9 protein-coding genes are annotated in these 17,846 nt (G+C 52.5%); 6 read left to right on the top strand and 3 right to left on the bottom strand.

The window, feature by feature from the left end; genetic code table 11:
* Positions 1–50: 50 nt before the first annotated feature.
* On the bottom strand, positions 51–2,465 hold the full coding sequence (locus OO017_RS06210) for a glycoside hydrolase family 2 protein (protein WP_266051596.1): 2,415 nt from the start codon (positions 2,463–2,465) through the stop codon (positions 51–53).
* Between the two features lie 334 nt (positions 2,466–2,799).
* Here OO017_RS06210 and OO017_RS06205 point away from each other — a divergent pair, with 334 nt between their 5' ends.
* The 3 genes from OO017_RS06205 (at position 2,800) to xylA (ending at position 6,682) form a co-directional block, all read left to right on the top strand.
* Entirely contained in the window at positions 2,800–3,618 is an 819-nt protein-coding gene (locus tag OO017_RS06205; protein ID WP_369426418.1) for a serine hydrolase, read from the top strand.
* Between the two features lie 207 nt (positions 3,619–3,825).
* Positions 3,826–5,310, top strand: coding sequence for a xylulokinase (locus tag OO017_RS06200; RefSeq protein ID WP_266051594.1), 1,485 nt, complete (start codon positions 3,826–3,828; stop codon positions 5,308–5,310).
* A gap of 40 nt (positions 5,311–5,350) precedes the next feature.
* Positions 5,351–6,682 carry a xylose isomerase gene (gene xylA / locus OO017_RS06195; RefSeq protein WP_266051593.1) on the top strand — a complete coding sequence of 444 codons (1,332 nt, stop codon included), beginning with the start codon at positions 5,351–5,353 and terminating at the stop codon, positions 6,680–6,682.
* Between the two features lie 117 nt (positions 6,683–6,799).
* Here the strand turns inward: xylA and OO017_RS06190 are convergent, their stop codons facing one another.
* Both OO017_RS06190 and OO017_RS06185 read right to left on the bottom strand, forming a co-directional pair.
* A complete protein-coding gene (locus OO017_RS06190; RefSeq protein WP_266051592.1) occupies positions 6,800–8,515 on the bottom strand; it encodes a GMC oxidoreductase in 1,716 nt (571 codons plus the stop codon).
* Positions 8,516–8,518: 3 nt separating this feature from the next.
* Positions 8,519–9,055 carry a gluconate 2-dehydrogenase subunit 3 family protein gene (locus OO017_RS06185; RefSeq protein WP_266051591.1) on the bottom strand — a complete coding sequence of 179 codons (537 nt, stop codon included), beginning with the start codon at positions 9,053–9,055 and terminating at the stop codon, positions 8,519–8,521.
* Positions 9,056–10,083: 1,028 nt separating this feature from the next.
* On the opposite strand from OO017_RS06185, the gene OO017_RS06180 reads away from it, so the two are divergent.
* The 3 genes from OO017_RS06180 (at position 10,084) to OO017_RS06170 (ending at position 17,716) form a co-directional block, all read left to right on the top strand.
* Positions 10,084–13,389 carry a SusC/RagA family TonB-linked outer membrane protein gene (locus OO017_RS06180; protein ID WP_266051590.1) on the top strand — a complete coding sequence of 1,102 codons (3,306 nt, stop codon included), beginning with the start codon at positions 10,084–10,086 and terminating at the stop codon, positions 13,387–13,389.
* Positions 13,390–13,416: 27 nt separating this feature from the next.
* On the top strand, positions 13,417–15,198 hold the full coding sequence (locus OO017_RS06175; RefSeq protein ID WP_266051589.1) for a RagB/SusD family nutrient uptake outer membrane protein: 1,782 nt from the start codon (positions 13,417–13,419) through the stop codon (positions 15,196–15,198).
* A 172-nt stretch (positions 15,199–15,370) separates the two neighbouring features.
* A complete protein-coding gene (locus OO017_RS06170) occupies positions 15,371–17,716 on the top strand; it encodes a glycoside hydrolase family 20 protein (protein WP_266051588.1) in 2,346 nt (781 codons plus the stop codon).
* The last annotated feature ends 130 nt before the right edge of the window (positions 17,717–17,846 follow it).

The raw sequence follows: 17,846 nt of genomic DNA, 5'->3' as shown, positions 1-17,846 counted from the left end.
TCATTCCCTGTCCCTCAGGAGGGGAATGTACAACGTGTATGTAATTTTATTTATCTAACGGCTTCCAACGTATAGCTTGCTGCCTCCAGGCCTTCCGCCTGTGCCTGTACTCTGATGGAGCTGGCCTGCTTTCCGGCTTTTACAAGTATAGCAGCGATGCCTGCCTCGGCCTGCACCGTCTGCGCGCCCATTACCTCGCCATCGCCTTCTACTGAAAACGTGACGGAATCGATCGCATCCGGCACCACGGTTCCGCTGGCGTCTGTAATGCTGGCATACACAAACACCACATCGTTCTTCCCGGCCGCTAGCTTTTTGCCGCTGAAGTCGGCGCGAAGTATAAGCCTGGCGGGTTTGCCCGCGGTTTTCTGCTCATGCGTGGCTGCTTTGCTGTTATTGATGTAGCCGATAGCCGTGAGGGTGCCTGCCTCATACCTGGGTACCTCAAAGGTAAACGGCGGGTGCTGCAGGTGCGTGGAGTTTCGGTCCTGGTCAGGTTTCTGGCGCGCGATGGTTTTACCGTTCAGCTGCAGCTCCACCTCGTCGCAGTTGCTGTATACTTTTACCGTCTTTAGGGCATGGTCGTTCCAGTAATTAGCGATAAACACCATTGGCTTATGGAATGTGGCTGTTGCATCAAGATCTGGCCCGGCCTGGCTCTGGTAAAAATAGTAGGCGAACTTCGGCAGGCGCACGATGTCCATGATGCCGGAGGATTCAATATCATCGGCGTAGCCGCGCTTATAGTCGTACATGAGCCAGTTGGCATCGCCTACGGCTGGCCCCTGCAGGTTGCTGCTGTGGGCCTCCTGGTAGTTGAGGGCCTGCTGCAACAGCCGCTTCTGGCCAGCCCCGCGCAGCTGCCGCGAGGTTCTCTCCTCCTCCTTCAGGTTGGCAAATTCTTTCTGGTTGAAACCGGCATTCTGGGCATAGTACTCCCAGTCGCCGTACTCGGCAATGAATAGCGGTTTGTCTTTGCCATACTTGTTCCAGTAGTCGGGGGCCTTGCCGTGCTGCCTGGCCGGGATGAACACATCGTACACTTCGTCGAGCCAGCCGCAAGTATAAACGTTATCGATTGGCAGCTCCTCGTGCACAGCCTGGTGGGCCTGCAGCATAAACTCCTTCGTCATGCCCGATTCGTTCAGAGAGGCCTCCCAAAGTATAACCGAAGTATGATTCCGGTCGCGGCGCACCATGTCGCGCACATCCTGCAGGGCGTTCTTCTGAAACCCGGCATCCCCGAAAAACTGCCAACCCGGAATGGCATCCATCACCAGCAGCCCCAGTTCATCGCAGGCCTCCATAAAAGCCGGCGACTGCGGGTAGTGCGACAAACGCACGAAGTTGAAACCGGCCTCCTTTATCTTCCAGGCATCGCGGAAGTTGGCGTTATCAGAAAGGGCGTAGCCGATGTAGGGATACTCCTGGTGGCGGTTGGTGCCGCGCAGAAACAGTTTCTCGCCGTTCAGGTAAAAGCCATCTTTGGCAAACCGGAAAGTTTTCACGCCTGTTTTTACAGGTTGGCTGTCCAGCACCTTGCCGTCCTGCAGCAGTTCTACGGTAAGCGTGTACAAGTATGGCGCGTCCGGCGACCACAGCTTCGGGTTGGTGATGTTTATACTTTGCCGGAAGGTTCCGAAGTCGCCTGGCTGCACGGCCATACTTTCGGAGAGCGCCTCCCCTATTTTGTTGCCGCTGCTTTCCGCAAGTATAATTCTGACTTGCGCCTCCCGCTGCTCGGCGTGGTCATTCTTCAGCTCCGTTTGCACCTGCAGCGTGGCGGCTTGCTTGCTCACGTTTTGGTAGTTCAGTAAAACGCCTCCGCCAGCCACGCGGTTAGCGGCTACGGCATCCGAAATGTGCAGTTTATCCTTTGTGATGAGGAAGGCGTTGCGGTAGATGCCGCTGTAATAGTTAAAGTCCAGGTCGGCGAGCGGTTTGCCGGGTGCCACGTTGGGGTTGTCCTCGTTGTTGAGCTTTACCAGCACCACGTTCTCCGCACCATACTTTGCCTGGTCCGAGATATCTACATAAAAAGGCAGGTAGCCGCCCAGGTGCCGGAAAATGTGTTGCCCGTTCAGGTATACATCCGCCACCTGCATGGCCGCCTCAAACTTAAGGGCGATATGCTTTCCTTTATCGGCAGCAGGCACACGAAACGACTTGCGGTAGAAGGCTGTACCCTGCCACTGCTGGGCTGTTTTCCGGATCGGCTCTATGTTAGCGGTATGCGGCAGCGCCACTTGCTCCCAACTCAGGCTAGCGGCCTGGTTCCCAAAAACTGCAGCGGAATCCACGTCTTTCGCAAACTCCCAGTCCTCGTTAAAGCTTTGCACTGCGGCGGTACGCTCATGCGTACTTCCAGCAGGCTCGGTTATACTTTTGCACCCGGCCAGCAACAAAGCGCAGCAGAGAAACAGGAAGGTAAAAGGAAGTGTAAACTTATTCTTTTGGGCTATCACAGCGATTTATGTATATATAGTTATATCTGCTTTACACCAATTTCCTGGCAGAAACTCTAGAGTCCGCTGCCGTTGATGTACCAACAGTAAAAGTACTAAATATTTCCCAAGAACCCCTCTCTGCAGGCAGGCCTTGGTGCTGGCTAAACCGCTTCTACACCGCATAAGCATCCCCACCTGAAAAGAAGACCGTGACTACTACCTTTTTGGATTGCAAACCGTTAACTTCACAAAAAACAGCAACATGGGTACAATGCATTTAAGGGTAATTTTATACTTGCCTGCCCTGTTACTACTGCTGGTGGGGTGCAATGTCTCCAAACAGAATAAAAGTATGAGTCAGCTACGACGGCAAATAGCAGAAGTTTTTGAAAAGCAGGAGGGTGTTTTCGCCATCGCCTTCAAGGACCTGGCCACCGGAGAGGAACTTCTGATAAACGAGCGCGAGACGTTCCATGCGGCCAGCACCATGAAAACGCCCGTACTGATTGAGGCTTACAAACAGGCCGCGGCAGGAAGCTTTTCCTTGTCAGACTCCATACTTGTTAAGAATGAGTTTAAAAGCATCGTGGACGGCAGCCCGTTCAGCATTTCGGCGGAGGATGACAGTGAGCAGGAGCTTTATACTATGCTCGGCCAGAAACGCCCTATTTCAGAGTTGCTCTATAAGATGATCATCCAAAGCAGCAACCTGGCCACTAATTTGGTCATTGAGAAACTGGACGCCAATCGGGTTACGCAAACCATGCGCGAGATGGGAGCCAAGGACATTCAGGTGCTTCGGGGTGTGGAGGATGCAAAGGCCTACGAGCAGGGGCTCAGCAACACCACCACCGCTTACGACCTGATGGTGATTTTTGAGCGGTTAGCAGTGGGTAAAGCCGTCAACCCAAAGGCCTCCAGGGAAATGATAAACATCCTGCTAGACCAACAGCACAGGGAGATCATCCCGGCAAAGCTTCCGAGCGAGGTAAAGGTCGCCCACAAAACCGGCTGGATAACCGGTGTGCGCCACGACTCCGGCATCGTTATGCTTCACGATGGACGGCGCTATGTGCTGGTGCTGCTGTCTAAGAACCTGCAGGATGAGGAAGCAGGCATAGCGGCCATGTCCCAGGTATCGGAAATGGTGTACAGATTTTTTATTGAATAAGTCAGACTATATTTTTAAGTTCATTGGCTCTAACCGTTTAAGGTAGTTTATAGATATTACGGTTTGATACAGCACTTTGAAATTTATTAACGCAGCTCTTTTCTTAGATAAGGGCTGACCAGCTACCGCTGTTCTTCATCCATAAATATAGGGCCGGTAGTTCTGCTTAACTTTATTGTATTGGACTCACTTAACCTATAATTCTTTATGCTTTTACTAGGTATAGACGTAGGAACATCATCTATCAAGGTATCGGTGGTTGACGCCCAGACACAAGCATGTGTTGCTTCGGCGCAGTATCCCGATGAAGAGTCCGATATCATCTCTCCCAGGCCCGGCTGGGCCGAGCAGTCGCCGGAGATGTGGTGGGAGCATGCCAAAGCTGCCATACGCAAGTCACAGGCCACCGACAGGTATAACCCAAAGGATATCGGCGCCATTGGCATCGCTTACCAGATGCACGGGCTGGTGGTCGTGAACGAGGCGCAGCAGGCCTTGCGCAACGCCATTATCTGGTGCGACAGCCGCGCCGTGGAGATCGGCAACAAAGCATTCAAAGTGATTGGCGAAGAAAAAAGCCTCTCGCGCCTGCTCAACTCCCCGGGCAACTTCACGGCCTCCAAGCTGGCCTGGGTAAAGGCCAACGAGCCGGAGCTATACTATAACATCGACAAGATCATGCTTCCCGGCGACTACGTGGCCATGAAGCTGACAGGCAACATTACCACCAGCGTGTCGGCCCTGTCGGAGGGCGTGTTCTGGGATTTTCAGGATGACGCATTATCGGGGGATGTGCTAAACCATTTTAGGTTTGATAAATCACTGATACCGGGGATAAACCCGGTTTTCTCAGAACATGGCCGGGTAACCAGCGCTGTAGCCGAGGAACTCGGCCTTAGAGCGGGCTTACCGGTTACCTACAAGTCCGGCGACCAGCCGAACAACGCCCTTTCCCTGAACGTGCTGAAGCCGGGCGAGGTAGCCGCTACAGCCGGCACCTCGGGCGTCATCTATGGGGTGAGCGACAAGCTGATCTACGATCCGCAGTCGCGCGTGAACACCTTTGCCCACGTCAACTACAAAGAAGAGGAAAAACGATTGGGTGTGCTGCTTTGCATTAATGGCACCGGAAGTATAAACCGCTGGGTTAAAAACACGGCCGGCGCCGGGCTGAGCTATGCCGATATGAATGAGCTTGCCGCCGGTGTAGGTATTGGCAGCAACGGTTTGCGCGTGATCCCCTTCGGCAACGGTGCCGAGCGCATGCTCAATAACAAGATCGTAGGAACGCACTTCCACCACATCGACCTGAACCAGCACGGCAAGGCCCACATGTTCAGGGCCGTGCAGGAAGGCATTGCCTTCGCTTTCCGCTACGGTCTGGATATTATGCGCGAGAGCGGCATGAACCCGAGCATCATCCGTGCAGGCAAGGCCAACCTCTTCCTGAGCCATACTTTTACCGAGGCCTTCGTGAACGCCACGCATGTGCCGGTAGAACTATATCAGAACGATGGCAGCATAGGCGCCGCGCTGGGGGCAGGCATTGGCGCCAAGGCCTTCTCTTCCGAGGAGGAAGCCTTCTCCAACTTTAAAAAGCTACAGGTCATAGAGCCGAAGGCCATTGACCGGTACGAGCCGGTGTACCAGGAGTGGAAAGCCCTGCTGGATAAGCAGCTAAACGATGAATAACCTCAACCTGAAACTATAACACAGCTAAACCATCAACCATATGGCAAACCATACTTTAACCCAGACAGCGTATTTTAAAGATATTGATAAGATTAAGTTTGAAGGCATGGAGTCGGATAACCCGCTGGCATACCGCTGGTACGACGAGAACCGCGTGGTAGCGGGCAAGACGCTGAAGGAGCACCTGCGCTTCGCGGTGGCCTACTGGCACTCTTTCAACGCAGACGGCTCTGACCCCTTCGGCGGCCCGACCCTGAAATTCAAGTGGAACGAGAAGGCAAACCCGATTGAGCGGGCGAAAGACAAGATGGACGCGGCCTTTGAGTTTATCACCAAGATCGGCATGCCCTACTACTGCTTCCACGACGTGGACGTGGTGGACTATACCAACAATGTGGCCGAAAACGAAAGAAGGCTGCAGATCATGGTGGAGTACGCCCAGGAAAAACAACGTGAAACGGGCTTGAAGCTGCTGTGGGGCACAGCTAACGTGTTCTCGCACAGCCGCTACATGAACGGCGCCTCTACCAACCCCGATTTTCATGTGCTTACGCATGCCGCCGCACAGGTAAAGGCTGCACTGGACGCCACCATCGCGCTAAACGGCGAAAACTACGTGTTCTGGGGCGGTCGCGAAGGCTACATGACGCTGCTCAACACAAACATGAAGCGCGAGCAGGAGCACTTCGCCAAGTTCCTGCATTCAGCCAAAGACTATGCCCGCCAGCAGGGCTTTAAAGGCACCTTCTTTATCGAGCCAAAGCCGATGGAGCCGACCAAACACCAGTACGACTACGACTCAGCTACGGTAATCGGCTTCCTGCGCCAGTACGACCTTCTCGACGACTTTAAGCTGAACATCGAGGTGAACCACGCCACGCTGGCCGGCCATACTTTCCAGCACGAGCTGCAGGTGGCCGCCGATGCCGGACTGCTGGGCTCCATTGATGCCAACCGCGGTGACTATCAGAACGGCTGGGATACAGACCAGTTCCCGAACAATATCAATGAGATTACAGAGGCCATGCTGGTGTTCCTGGAGGCAGGTGGCCTACAGGGCGGTGGCATCAACTTCGACGCGAAGATCCGCAGGAACTCCACGGACCCGGCCGACCTGTTCTATGCCCACATCGGCGGCGCCGACACCTTCGCCCGCGCCCTCATCACAGCCGACAGCATCCTGCAAAACTCCGAGTACCAAAATATCCGCCGGGAGCGCTACGCCTCCTTCGACAGCGGCCAGGGCAAGGCGTTTGAGGAAGGCAAGCTGACGCTGGAGGATTTGCGCAACTATGCCGCAGAAAACGGCGAGCCAGAGGCAAGTAGCGGCAGACAGGAGTACCTGGAGAACCTGATCAACCGCTACATCTAAAGCGCACTTATACTTTGCTCTACCTGGGTAGAGTTTATACTTAATTTACACAAAAACAGGGCCTGCCAACTTAATGCTGACAGGCCCTGTTTTTTTATCGTGATGCTGGCTACATGCTTACAGGTTCCCTTTCTTCATCTCGCTCACGGCATAGTCCGCGGCGCGGGCTGTTAAAGCCATATAAGTTAAAGAAGGGTTTTGGGTTGAGGTGGAAGTCATGCAGGCGCCGTCGGTTACGAATACGTTTTTGCAGGCGTGCAACTGGTTATACTTGTTCAAAAGTGAGGTTTTCGGGTCTTGGCCCATGCGTACGCCACCCATCTCGTGTATGTCGAGTCCCGGGGCCTGGTTCGAATCCGTAACCTTAATATTCGTGAATCCGGCCTTGGTAAACATTTCCGTCATCTGCTCCTGGTAGTCCTTCACCATCTTCTCATCGTTATCGTCGTAGCCGATGGAGATGTTGAGCAGCGGCATGCCCCAGGCGTCCTTCTGGTCCCGGTTCAGGCTCACGTAGTTCTCCTCTTTCGGAATGGTCTCTCCCATCATGTGCGAGCCCACTTTCCAGTTGCTCCACGTAGGGTTCAAGAGTTGCTGTTTCAGGTCGGCACCAAAGCCGGAGCGATCCTCAGACTGGAACCTGCGGGCACTGAAGCCGGCGGCGTAACCACGCAGAAAGTCTGTCTCCTGCTTGTACAGGTTCCTGAAGCGAGGGATGTAGCCCCCACCCGCCGGGTTGCGTCCGTCTGTGGCGTACTCCAGCAATCCGTCGTACTCGGCTGATACCCTGGCCCTGTAGTTATGGAAAGCCACATACTTGCCTAGTAGCCCGCTATCGTTGCCCAGCCCGTTGGGGAACCTGGAAGAGGTGGAGTTCAGGAGTATGCTGTTGGTATTCAGGGCGGCCGCGTTTACGAAGATGATGTTGGCATAGTACTCCGTCACGTCTTTGGTGTTGGCGTCGATCACCCGCACACCTGTCGCCTTACCCGCCTTCTCATCATAAATCACCGACTCTACCACCGAGTGCGGCAGCAGCGTCAGGTTGCCTGTGCGCTCAGCCCAAGGCAGGGTCGAGGAATTGGAGGAAAAGTAGCCGCCGAAAGGGCAGCCGCGCTGGCAAAGGGTGCGGTTCTGGCACTGGCCCCTGCCCTGCTCCAGGTGGATCGGGTTTGGCTTGGATAGATGCGCGCAGCGGGCGCTGATCACGTGCCGGTTGCCGTAACTATTCTTTAGTTGTTGCTTAAAGTAATCCTCCACGCTGTTGAGCGGGTAGCCCGGCAGGTAGTCACCGTCAGGTAGCTCTGCCAGGCCGTCGTTGTTCCCCGATATGCCGGCGAACTTCTCCACGTAGCTATACCAGGGAGCCAGGTCTTTGTAGCGGATAGGCCAGTCCACGGCGAACCCATCGCGGGCCGGGCCCTCAAAGTCCAGGTCGCTCCAGCGCTGTGTCTGCCGCGCCCACATCAGCGACTTGCCACCCACCTGGTAGCCCCGTATCCAGTCGAAAGGCTTCTCCTGCACATAAGGTTGCTCGGAGTCCCGCACAAAGAAGTGCATGGCATCCTCGCGGAAGGCATAGCAGCGGCTGATCACCGGCTCCTTTTCCCTGATCTCCAGCGGCACCTCACCGCGGTGTTCGAACTCGTAGGGCATTTTGTTGGTGGTGGGGTAATCCTTTCCGTGCTTCACGTCACGTCCCCGCTCCAGCACCAGGGTCTTCAGGCCCTTCTCGGTCAGCTCCTTGGCCGCCCAACCGCCGCTTATCCCCGAGCCGATCACGATGGCATCGTAGGTTCGCTGCTTCACACTTTTTGTATTTAAGTTTGCCATGGCTTAGCTGATTTGCGCTTTAGTGATTGGATAATAGGCGTCGTAGCGGCCCGGCACCAGCTCGTAGACACGTAGTTGGGTCATCACCAGTTCCGAGTTCAGATACCCTTTTATCGTCTCGTTCTTGAGGATGGAGTAGAATGCCTGCACCTCTTCGGGAGCATTTTTGCCATTAACGGCGACAATGATTTCCTGCCGCTGCTTCGGGCTAGCATCCAGAAACGTGTCGCCTGTCTGCTTTTTGGCCATTCCCTCGAAGGCGGCCATGCCCTGCATAAAGGCCTGCCGATCCTGCTCACTATAGCAGTCGTCCACCATCTTCAGAGCGAACAGGTGTAGACCCATCTCCCGGGCTCCGGGTGTGTCGGTAGTCGGAAGAATAGTTTCTACCATCTCCGCCAGCAACTTCTCCTGCCCCTCTGACACATCCAGGTGGTCCAGCGGAATGGATGCTTTGCCCTCCTCCAGCACGCAGGACGGGAGCACCGCCACGCCGCCCGCGAAAATAAGGAGGCCTTTTACAACAGAACGCCTATTCATACTTTCTAGTAGTTAGTTATTTTTAAATCTTTCGTCCGATATGTTTTTGAAGTACAGCCCGATGAGCAGCAGGCAGTGCTTAAACGGCCTATGAACAAGTACAAAGCTATATGTACCCTCCCGTACTAAAGAGATGGTCATGCAAGCATCGTTCAGAACACCTGTTAAAACACTAATATAGTAATTCAAATAGATTTACAAAACTCTATAGCGCTCCAATAAGTAAAATTTGTGACCGCTCACTTCTAAATCTGTAAAGCAACTGAAAGCCGAGTAACCGGATGACACTCACTGAAAGCCCTGTCTCGCTTTTATACTTGTCCGGTCAACCCTCACAAGTTAGCCCCAGGAAGCCTCATGAAACACACTGCACCGTTACACAGCCAGTAACATGCTTATCTACAATTATTTAAAGCATGAAGTTCATTTCCATGCCAATCGATCAACAGCACAGAACAGCTCATACTGGTAGCCCTATATGTATCTGCTTCCACAGGCACCAGAGCTCGCCTAGGCACTTCACGCCAGACGACCTCGTTAACCGGATTGCGAAGCCCCTCACATCTAAAAATAGCAATTACTCACTTTTTAATGTTGTCACCTCAATGTTAACACATTAAACCAATCCGACAGGCGTATAACAACAGAAACAAGTATAGGTGAAAAAAAATTATTTGCATTATTAATATAAAAATGTATACTTTTTCACAAAAAGAAAGTATAACATCAACAAGGATTGCTTTTTAATATAATGCTATACATATTTATATGATTGATTACTCAATTAATATAGCATGCTTATGTAACATCGATAGCTAAAAAAACCTACAACTCTTTCTTGAAGCACTTTTCATTTTCTATGCTGATGCACTGAATGCTTTAGACAAGAACAGAGTATGCCTCACTTTTAAGTAGAGTAAAATTATTCTCATCTTAAACCATCTTATATGAAACAGAATTACGCTTCTACATGGATACTCCCACAGAGTAGACGTGTAAAGATTTTACCCTGGAAAAAGGAGCTTGCTATGGTACTCGCCTCTGTGTGCGTGCTACATGGCGCTGTCCCGGCCGAAGCCGAAGCTTCAAACCTGTTCCTCCCGGAAACAGGCAACGTTATGATGCTTGATGCTGCAAGGCAGACAACTGAAGTAAAAGGAAGAGTGACGGGAGATCAGGGCGAAGGAGTTCCGGGTGCTACAGTGGTAGTAAAAGGAACTACAGTTGGTACAGCCACTGATGCCAACGGTAACTTTACACTTAACGTACCTGCCGGCGGCAGCACGCTCATTGTTTCGTTTATAGGTTACAAAACACAGGAAGTGCCTATAAACAACCGAAGCACAGTTAATGTATCGCTGAGCACCGATGCACAGGCGCTGCAGGAGATTGTGGTAACTGGTTATGCTACCCAGGAGAAAAAAGACCTGACCGGTGCCGTTGCCGTGGTAGACGTAACGGAAATGACCAAGCAGCCGGAAGCACAGGTATCGAGCATGCTGCAGGGTAGAGCAGCCGGTGTTACAGTGATGGGTTCCGGACAGCCGGGCCAGGCACAACAAGTGAGAATCCGCGGATTCAACACGTTCGGGAATAACAGCCCGCTTTTTGTAGTGGATGGGGTACCAACTCAAAACATCAACGACCTTAACCCTAACGACGTGGCATCGATGCAGGTGCTGAAAGACGCCGGCTCTGCCTCCATTTATGGTTCGCGCGCTGCCAACGGCGTAGTTATCATTACGACCAAGCGTGGCAAAGAGAAAGTAACCGTGAAGTATGATGGCTACTACGGCACCCAGCGCCCACCTCAACAGGACAACCCATGGAACCTGGCTAACCCACAGGAAATGGCAGAGCTGAACTGGCTGGTGGCACGGAACACTGACCCGAATGCCGAGATCAACGACCCGCTCTATGGCTCAGGCCCAAGCCCCGTTCTGCCAGACTACCTGGTTGCCGGCACCGCGACCGGTTTGATGGAAGGCGACCCAAGAGTAGACCCGTCACTCTATAATGTTAATCCGTTTTATACAGGCGGAAGTGGAGAACTGGGCAACTTCTATCGCATTGTTCGGGCAAACAAGCAAGGCACAGACTGGTATGATGAGATCTTCAACCCTGCTTCTATTACCAGCCACAACCTGGCCGTAAGCGGCGGCGGCGATATGGGTAACTACTACTTCTCCGCTAACTATTTCGACCAGCAAGGCGTGTTGGAGAACACTTACTTCAAGAGGTTTACCGTTCGTGCCAACAGTACCTATAACGTAGGCAAGAACGTTCGTGTAGGCGAAAACCTGGCATACTCTGTTATCGACAACCCTAGAATCAATGGTAACGAATCGCCTATCAACATGGCGTACCGTCAGCAGACCATCATCCCGGTATATGATATCATGGGCAATTTTGCTGGTTCGTTTGGTAGCGGCCTCGGTAATGCCAGAAACCCGGTTGCGCAGCTTGACAGGATCAAGAATAATGATGTGCTGAATAACCGCCTTTTTGGTAACGTATTTGCCGAAGTAGACCTGTTAAATGACTTTACAGCCCGCACCAGCTTTGGTGGCGAAATGTATAACAACAACTTCAGGTCCTTCACATTCCCTGAGTATGAGAATGCGGAGAACAACACCATCAACCAGTTTAACCAATCTGCCAGCAATGGCTACAACTGGACCTGGACCAACACATTAACCTATAAGAAGAGCTTCAATGACATACATGATGTGACTGTGGTGGCTGGTTCCGAAGCTTACAACAACTTCTGGAATGAGGTAGGCGGATCCACACAGGGGTACTTCTCTTTTGACCCTAATTTCACCACACTTGGCACTGGCTCAGGCACACGCACGAACTTCAGCAACAGAAGCGAAGATGCCCTGTTCTCCCTGATCGGAAGAATAGACTATAACCTGATGGACAAGTACCTGTTAGGCTTTGTGATTCGCCGCGATGGTTCTTCCCGCTTCGGCCAGAATAACCGTTATGGTACCTTCCCGGCCGTAAGTGCCGGCTGGCGTATTTCTGAGGAAGCATTTATGCAGAACCAGTCCTGGATCACAGACATGAAGATTCGAGGTGGTTATGGAGTGATGGGTAACCAACTGAACGTAGATCCGCCTAACGCCTTCACCACTTTCGGTGCTGATAGAAACCTCTCGTACTACGATATCGGAGGCACCAACAACTCGACTGCAGAAGGTTTCAGACAGTCTCGTATCGGTAATCCGGATGCCAAGTGGGAGACTGTTACAAACAGTAACATTGGTTTCGACGCAACCTTGTTGAACGGCAAAATTGATGTTACCCTGGATTACTACAGAAAGGAGATCGACGACCTGCTGTACAACCCGGAATTGCCTGGCACTGCCGGTGGCGCTACACGCCCATTCGTGAACATCGCACAAATGAAGAACAACGGTTTTGACGCCGCTGTTACCGGCCACATCGATGTTACCTCCGATCTACGGTTTGACATCACAGGCACATTGACTACTTACAACAACGAGATTCTGAAAGTATCCAATGGTGCTCAGAATTTTGACCTGGAGTCTCGCCGCTTTAACGGCAGCAACATTATCCGCAACGAGGTAGGTTCTGCCATGAGCTCTTTCTTCGGTTACCAGATAGAGGGTTTCTGGGATGATGAGGCAGAGATCACTGCAGCTAACGAACAGGCGCAGGCGGCCTCGGGTGATCCTGATGCTGTGTACCAGCCTGATGTAGCCGTAGGTCGTTTCCGTTATGCCGATATAAACGGAGACGGAGTGATCACGCCTGACGACAGAACCATTCTGGGAAGCCCTAACCCTGACTTTACCTATGGCCTGAACATTTCAGCGACCTTCAAGAACTTCGACTTCACGATGTTCCTGTATGGCTCACAAGGAAACGAGATTTGGAACCAGGTAAAGTGGTGGACGGACTTCTACCCTAACTTCCTGGGTGCGAAGAGCAAAACCGCTTTGTATGACTCCTGGACCCCTGAAAACCGTAACGCCACAGCTCCAATTCAGGAGAGAACAGGCTCTTTCAGCACAAGTACAGTTCCTAACTCCTACTATGTTGAGGACGGATCATACCTGAGAGCTAAGAACGTGCAGTTAGGTTACACCCTTCCAACCAACTTGTTGAGCAACTATGGGGTGGGCAGCTTAAGGGTATACGTACAGGCAACTAACCTTTTCACCATTACCGACTATTCTGGTATAGACCCAGAGATTACCGGTTATGATGCGAACGGCAATGTTACAACCACTGCTTTCGGTATAGATGAAGGTAACTACCCTAACATGCGTCAGTACCTGGTAGGCCTTAACCTATCCTTTTAATCATTCTGAATTAAATTTTCTCATAATATGAAAAGATCTAAATTAATATTGATGGCGGCAGCACTTGCAAGTTCCATGCAGCTGCTTTCCTCATGCGGAGAAGACTTTCTGGAGAAACCTGCCATTGGTGCCCTAAGTGAGGACATTATTGCCAACCAAGCAGGTGTAGAGAAGCTTTTGATCGGTGCCTACGCTGCCCTGGACGGGCAAGGAAACGGCTCCGCGATTGCGGGCGGTGGCCAATGGGAGGCCGCCCCCACCAACTGGATCTACGGTAGCGTAGCCGGTGGCGAGGCGCACAAAGGTAGCTCCGGCTCTGACCAGCCTGCCATTAACTCCATCGCAAGCTTCATCTCTGACCCAAGCAACGGCTTTTTCAACACCAAATGGAAAGCCTTGTACGAGGGTATATCCCGCACAAACGCTACCTTAAGGTTACTTGCGCAGGCAGAGGACATCTCAGAAGCGAACAGACAACGGATTGAAGGCGAGGCACGATTCCTGCGTGGCCACTACTACTTCGAGCTGAAGAAGATGTTCAACATGGTGCCCTATATCGACGAAACAACGACTGACTTTAACCAGCCGAACGATCAGGACATCTGGCCAAAGATTGAGGCGGACTTCCAGTTTGCAATGGATAACCTGCCTCACACACAGGCACAGGTAGGCAGGGCAAACAAATGGGCTGCTGCATCATACTTAGGCAAAGCGTATCTGTACCAAAAGAAGTATTCTGAGGCCAAAAGTATCTTCGATCAGGTTATCAACGAGGGCGTAACCTCTAACGGATTGAAGTATGGTCTGGTAAATAAGTTTAAAGACAACTTTGATGCCGCCACAGAGAACAACAAAGAGTCTGTGTTTGCCATACAGATGGTAGCGTATGACGGTACCGGTACCATCTCGAACGGTAACCAGGGCGAGATGCTGAACTACCCGTACAACAGCCCATTCCGCTGCTGCGGTTTCTTCCAGCCAACTCTAGACCTGGCTAACTCTTACCGTACAAACGCGCAGGGCCTTCCATTCGTGGATAATTACAATAATACGCCACTAAAGCATGACCAGGGACTTTCTTCCAGCGACCCGTTCACACCGGATACACAGCCTGTGGACCCGCGCCTGGACTGGACAGTTGGTCGTCGTGATATTCCGTTCCTGGATTGGGGCGCTCACCCTGGCCAGGCTTGGATTCGTGAGCAGGCGACAGCCGGCCCATACTCTTCCAAGAAGCATATTTACTGGCAGGAAACCGCAGACACATACTCTGACCAGAGTTCATGGGCACCGGGTTCAGCCATTAACGTGGTGCTGATCCGATTTGCGGATGTGTTGCTGATGGCTGCTGAGGCCGAAGCGCAACTAGGCAATTTAGCCCAGGCACAGGAATACGTGAATATGGTAAGAGCCAGAGCAGCCAGACCTGAGAACCAGGTATACGAGTATGTGGATCCAAACAACCCTCTGGCAGGATTTACCGATGATCCGGCAGCCAACTACAATGTAGCGCCATATCCGGATGGTTACTTTGCAGGCCTCGGAAAAGATCAGGCGTTGGAAGCGATTTACTTTGAGCGCAAGCTGGAGCTTGCCCTGGAAGGCCACCGTTTCTTTGACCTGGTGCGCTGGGGTAAGGCTGCTGAGGAACTGAATGCATTCTTTAATTATGAAGGAGGCATCGTGCCTGACGTAAGAGGTGCTACTTTCATTAGCGGAACGCATGAGTATTACCCAATCCCACAAAGACAAATAGATTTGCAGACAGTGGGTGGTGTATCAGTATTAACTCAGAACCCTGGTTACTAACACTAGCCAGTAGCTGAAATAAAAAGAAAGCAAGCCCTAAAGCTTGCTTTCTTTTTGTCAGCTTACCAAACATGTAACAGTTGCTCTCTTAACTCCAGATAAAATCTGGAAGGCAAGCAACTCAGAAGCTTTAAATCAGAAGAGTAAAGTATAATTCGATAAACCTATACGTATGCATTTCAAAAGTACGATAGCCGCACTCGCCGCGTCTGCCTGTGTCGCGACCGGGCTGCTGCTCACCCCCTCCCCAGCATCCGCCCAAACAGAGGCCACAAAACCGCAGGCCGTCTCTATTATCCCAAAGCCAGTAAAGCTGACGCAGCAAAGCGGCAGCTTCGCGCTGGGGAAGGACACGAAGATATTTGTGGACCCGAAGAACAACGAGCTACGCAAGATTGGTGAGCAGCTGGCCCAGAACATCAAAGAGATGACAGGCATGCAGCCGGCTGTGGAGCAGAAAGTGCCAGCCAAGGGCAGCAGCAATTACCTGCACCTCACGCTCAGCACCCCGATAGACACGCTGGGAAGCGAAGGCTATACCTTAGAGGTAGCGCCAGACAAAATCATACTTGCCGCTAAAGAGCCGCAGGGCCTTTTCCTGGGTACGCAGACGATACGGCAGCTTTTGCCGCCGCAGCCAACCACAGACCCGGTTAGCATACCAGCCCTGAGCATCGTGGACAAACCGCGCTACGAGTGGCGTGGCATGCACCTGGACGTTGCCCGTCACTTCTTCCCGGTGGAGTTCGTGAAAGAGTACATCGACTACCTGGCTATGCACAAGATGAATACCTTCCACTGGCACCTGACCGAGGACCAGGGCTGGCGCATCGAGATCAAGAAATACCCGAAACTGACGGAGGTAGGCGCCTACCGTAACGGCACGCTCATCGGCCACAACAGCGACAGGCCGCAACAGTTCACCGACGAACGCTACGGCGGCTACTACACCCAGGAGCAGATAAAGGAGGTGGTAAAGTATGCCCAGGACCGCTACATCACCGTTGTTCCGGAAATCGAGATGCCGGGCCACTCTGTAGCTGCGCTCACTGCCTACCCGGAACTCTCCTGCACCGGCGGCCCTTTTGAGGTGGAGAAGAGGTGGGGAATCTTCGATGATGTGTACTGCGCCGGAAACGAGCAGACCTTCACCTTCCTGGAGGACGTGATGACCGAGGTACTGGCCCTATTCCCGAGCAAGATCATCCACATCGGCGGCGACGAGAGCCCGAAGGCCCGCTGGGAGGAGTGCGAGAAGTGCCAGAAGCGCATCGCAGATGAAGGCTTGAAAGACGAGCACGAACTGCAAAGCTACTTTGTGCAACGCATGGAGAAGTTCCTCAATACCAAAGGCCGCACCATCATCGGCTGGGACGAGATACTGGAGGGAGGCCTGGCCCCGAATGCCTACGTGATGTCATGGAGAGGCACCGAGGGTGGCATTGCCGCCGCCAAGCAGCACCACTACGTGGTAATGTCTCCGGGCTCACACGTATACTTCGACCATTACCAGGGCGAGCGTGAACTGGAACCGCTTGCCATCGGAGGCCTCACCACGCTGGAGAGAGTGTACTCTTTCGAGCCTACCCCGGCGGAGCTGACTGATGAGGAGAAGAAGTATATCCTGGGCGCGCAGGCCAACGTCTGGACAGAATACATCCCCACTACCGAGCATGTGGAATACATGATCTTCCCGCGCATGTCAGCCCTATCGGAGGTGCTCTGGACACCGGCCGCCAAAAAGGATTGGGGCGACTTCCAGACACGTATGCAGCAGCAGTACAAGCGCTACAACGCCATGGGCGTGAACTACGCCCGCAGCACCTTTAACGTGAAGCAGGAGATAGCGGCAATGCCGGGTCAGAAAGCCGCAACCGTAACCCTTAAGACCAGCGCCAAAGGTCCGGACATCCGCTACACGCTGGACGGATCTGAGCCTACAGCGTCATCCCAGGCTTACACAGCACCGTTCCAGTTAACAAACTCTGCGGTGGTTAAGGCAGCCTCTTTCGACGAGAAGGGCGAGCAGTTGGGTAAGGTAACATCCAAGGAGATAAACCTGCACAAGGGTTTTGCGCACACCGTGGAGCTTAAGAATGCGCCGCACCAAAGGTACACCGCCGAAGGCCCGCTCACGCTGGTGGACGGACAGCTGGCAAACAACAGCTTTACCAACGGGCAGTGGCTCGGTTTTCTGGGCACCGACATGGAAGCTGTGATCGACCTGAAGGAGAAGCAGCGCATCAGCAACATCACCAGCTCTTTCCTGCAGACCAGGAACAGCAACATTCACCTGCCAAGTCAAGTAGAGTTCGCTATCTCAAAAGACGGCAAGAAGTATAAAACCGTGAAGGTGATAACGGAGATGGCAGACAAGCCGGGTGTGTACAAGGAGGTGGTAACGGCGCAGGTACCGAACAAGAAGGCAAGGTACGTTAAGATCACCGCCAAAAATGCGAAACCAGACCAGGACAAAGAGGCAGCCTGGCTCTTTGCCGATGAGATTGTGGTAGAGTAGATTCAGGTTAATTTGACAGGAGGAAGTATAAACTCTGTAAATCTTTGCTTCTGCCTGCTATAAAAGTATGAATCTATAGAAAACAAAAAAGCCCGTAAACTTACCGTTTACGGGCTTTTTTGTTTTAAAT

This window comes from Pontibacter anaerobius (assembly GCF_026241195.1).
GTDB classification, from domain to species: Bacteria; Bacteroidota; Bacteroidia; order Cytophagales; family Hymenobacteraceae; genus Pontibacter; species Pontibacter anaerobius.
The sequence above is the reverse complement of the archived record's forward strand: the minus strand, read 5'-3'. Positions and strand labels throughout refer to the sequence as shown.

Excerpts from the sequence above, each read along its gene's own strand:
- OO017_RS06205 (WP_369426418.1), top strand. The coding sequence starts at position 2,800 with ATGAGTCAGCTACGACGGCAAATAGCAGAAGTTTTTGAAAAGCAGGAG.
- OO017_RS06200 (WP_266051594.1), top strand. The coding sequence starts at position 3,826 with ATGCTTTTACTAGGTATAGACGTAGGAACATCATCTATCAAGGTATCG.
- xylA (WP_266051593.1), top strand. The coding sequence starts at position 5,351 with ATGGCAAACCATACTTTAACCCAGACAGCGTATTTTAAAGATATTGAT.
- OO017_RS06190 (WP_266051592.1), bottom strand. The coding sequence starts at position 8,515 with ATGGCAAACTTAAATACAAAAAGTGTGAAGCAGCGAACCTACGATGCC.
- OO017_RS06185 (WP_266051591.1), bottom strand. The coding sequence starts at position 9,055 with ATGAATAGGCGTTCTGTTGTAAAAGGCCTCCTTATTTTCGCGGGCGGC.
- OO017_RS06180 (WP_266051590.1), top strand. The coding sequence starts at position 10,084 with ATGGTACTCGCCTCTGTGTGCGTGCTACATGGCGCTGTCCCGGCCGAA.
- OO017_RS06175 (WP_266051589.1), top strand. The coding sequence starts at position 13,417 with ATGAAAAGATCTAAATTAATATTGATGGCGGCAGCACTTGCAAGTTCC.
- OO017_RS06170 (WP_266051588.1), top strand. The coding sequence starts at position 15,371 with ATGCATTTCAAAAGTACGATAGCCGCACTCGCCGCGTCTGCCTGTGTC.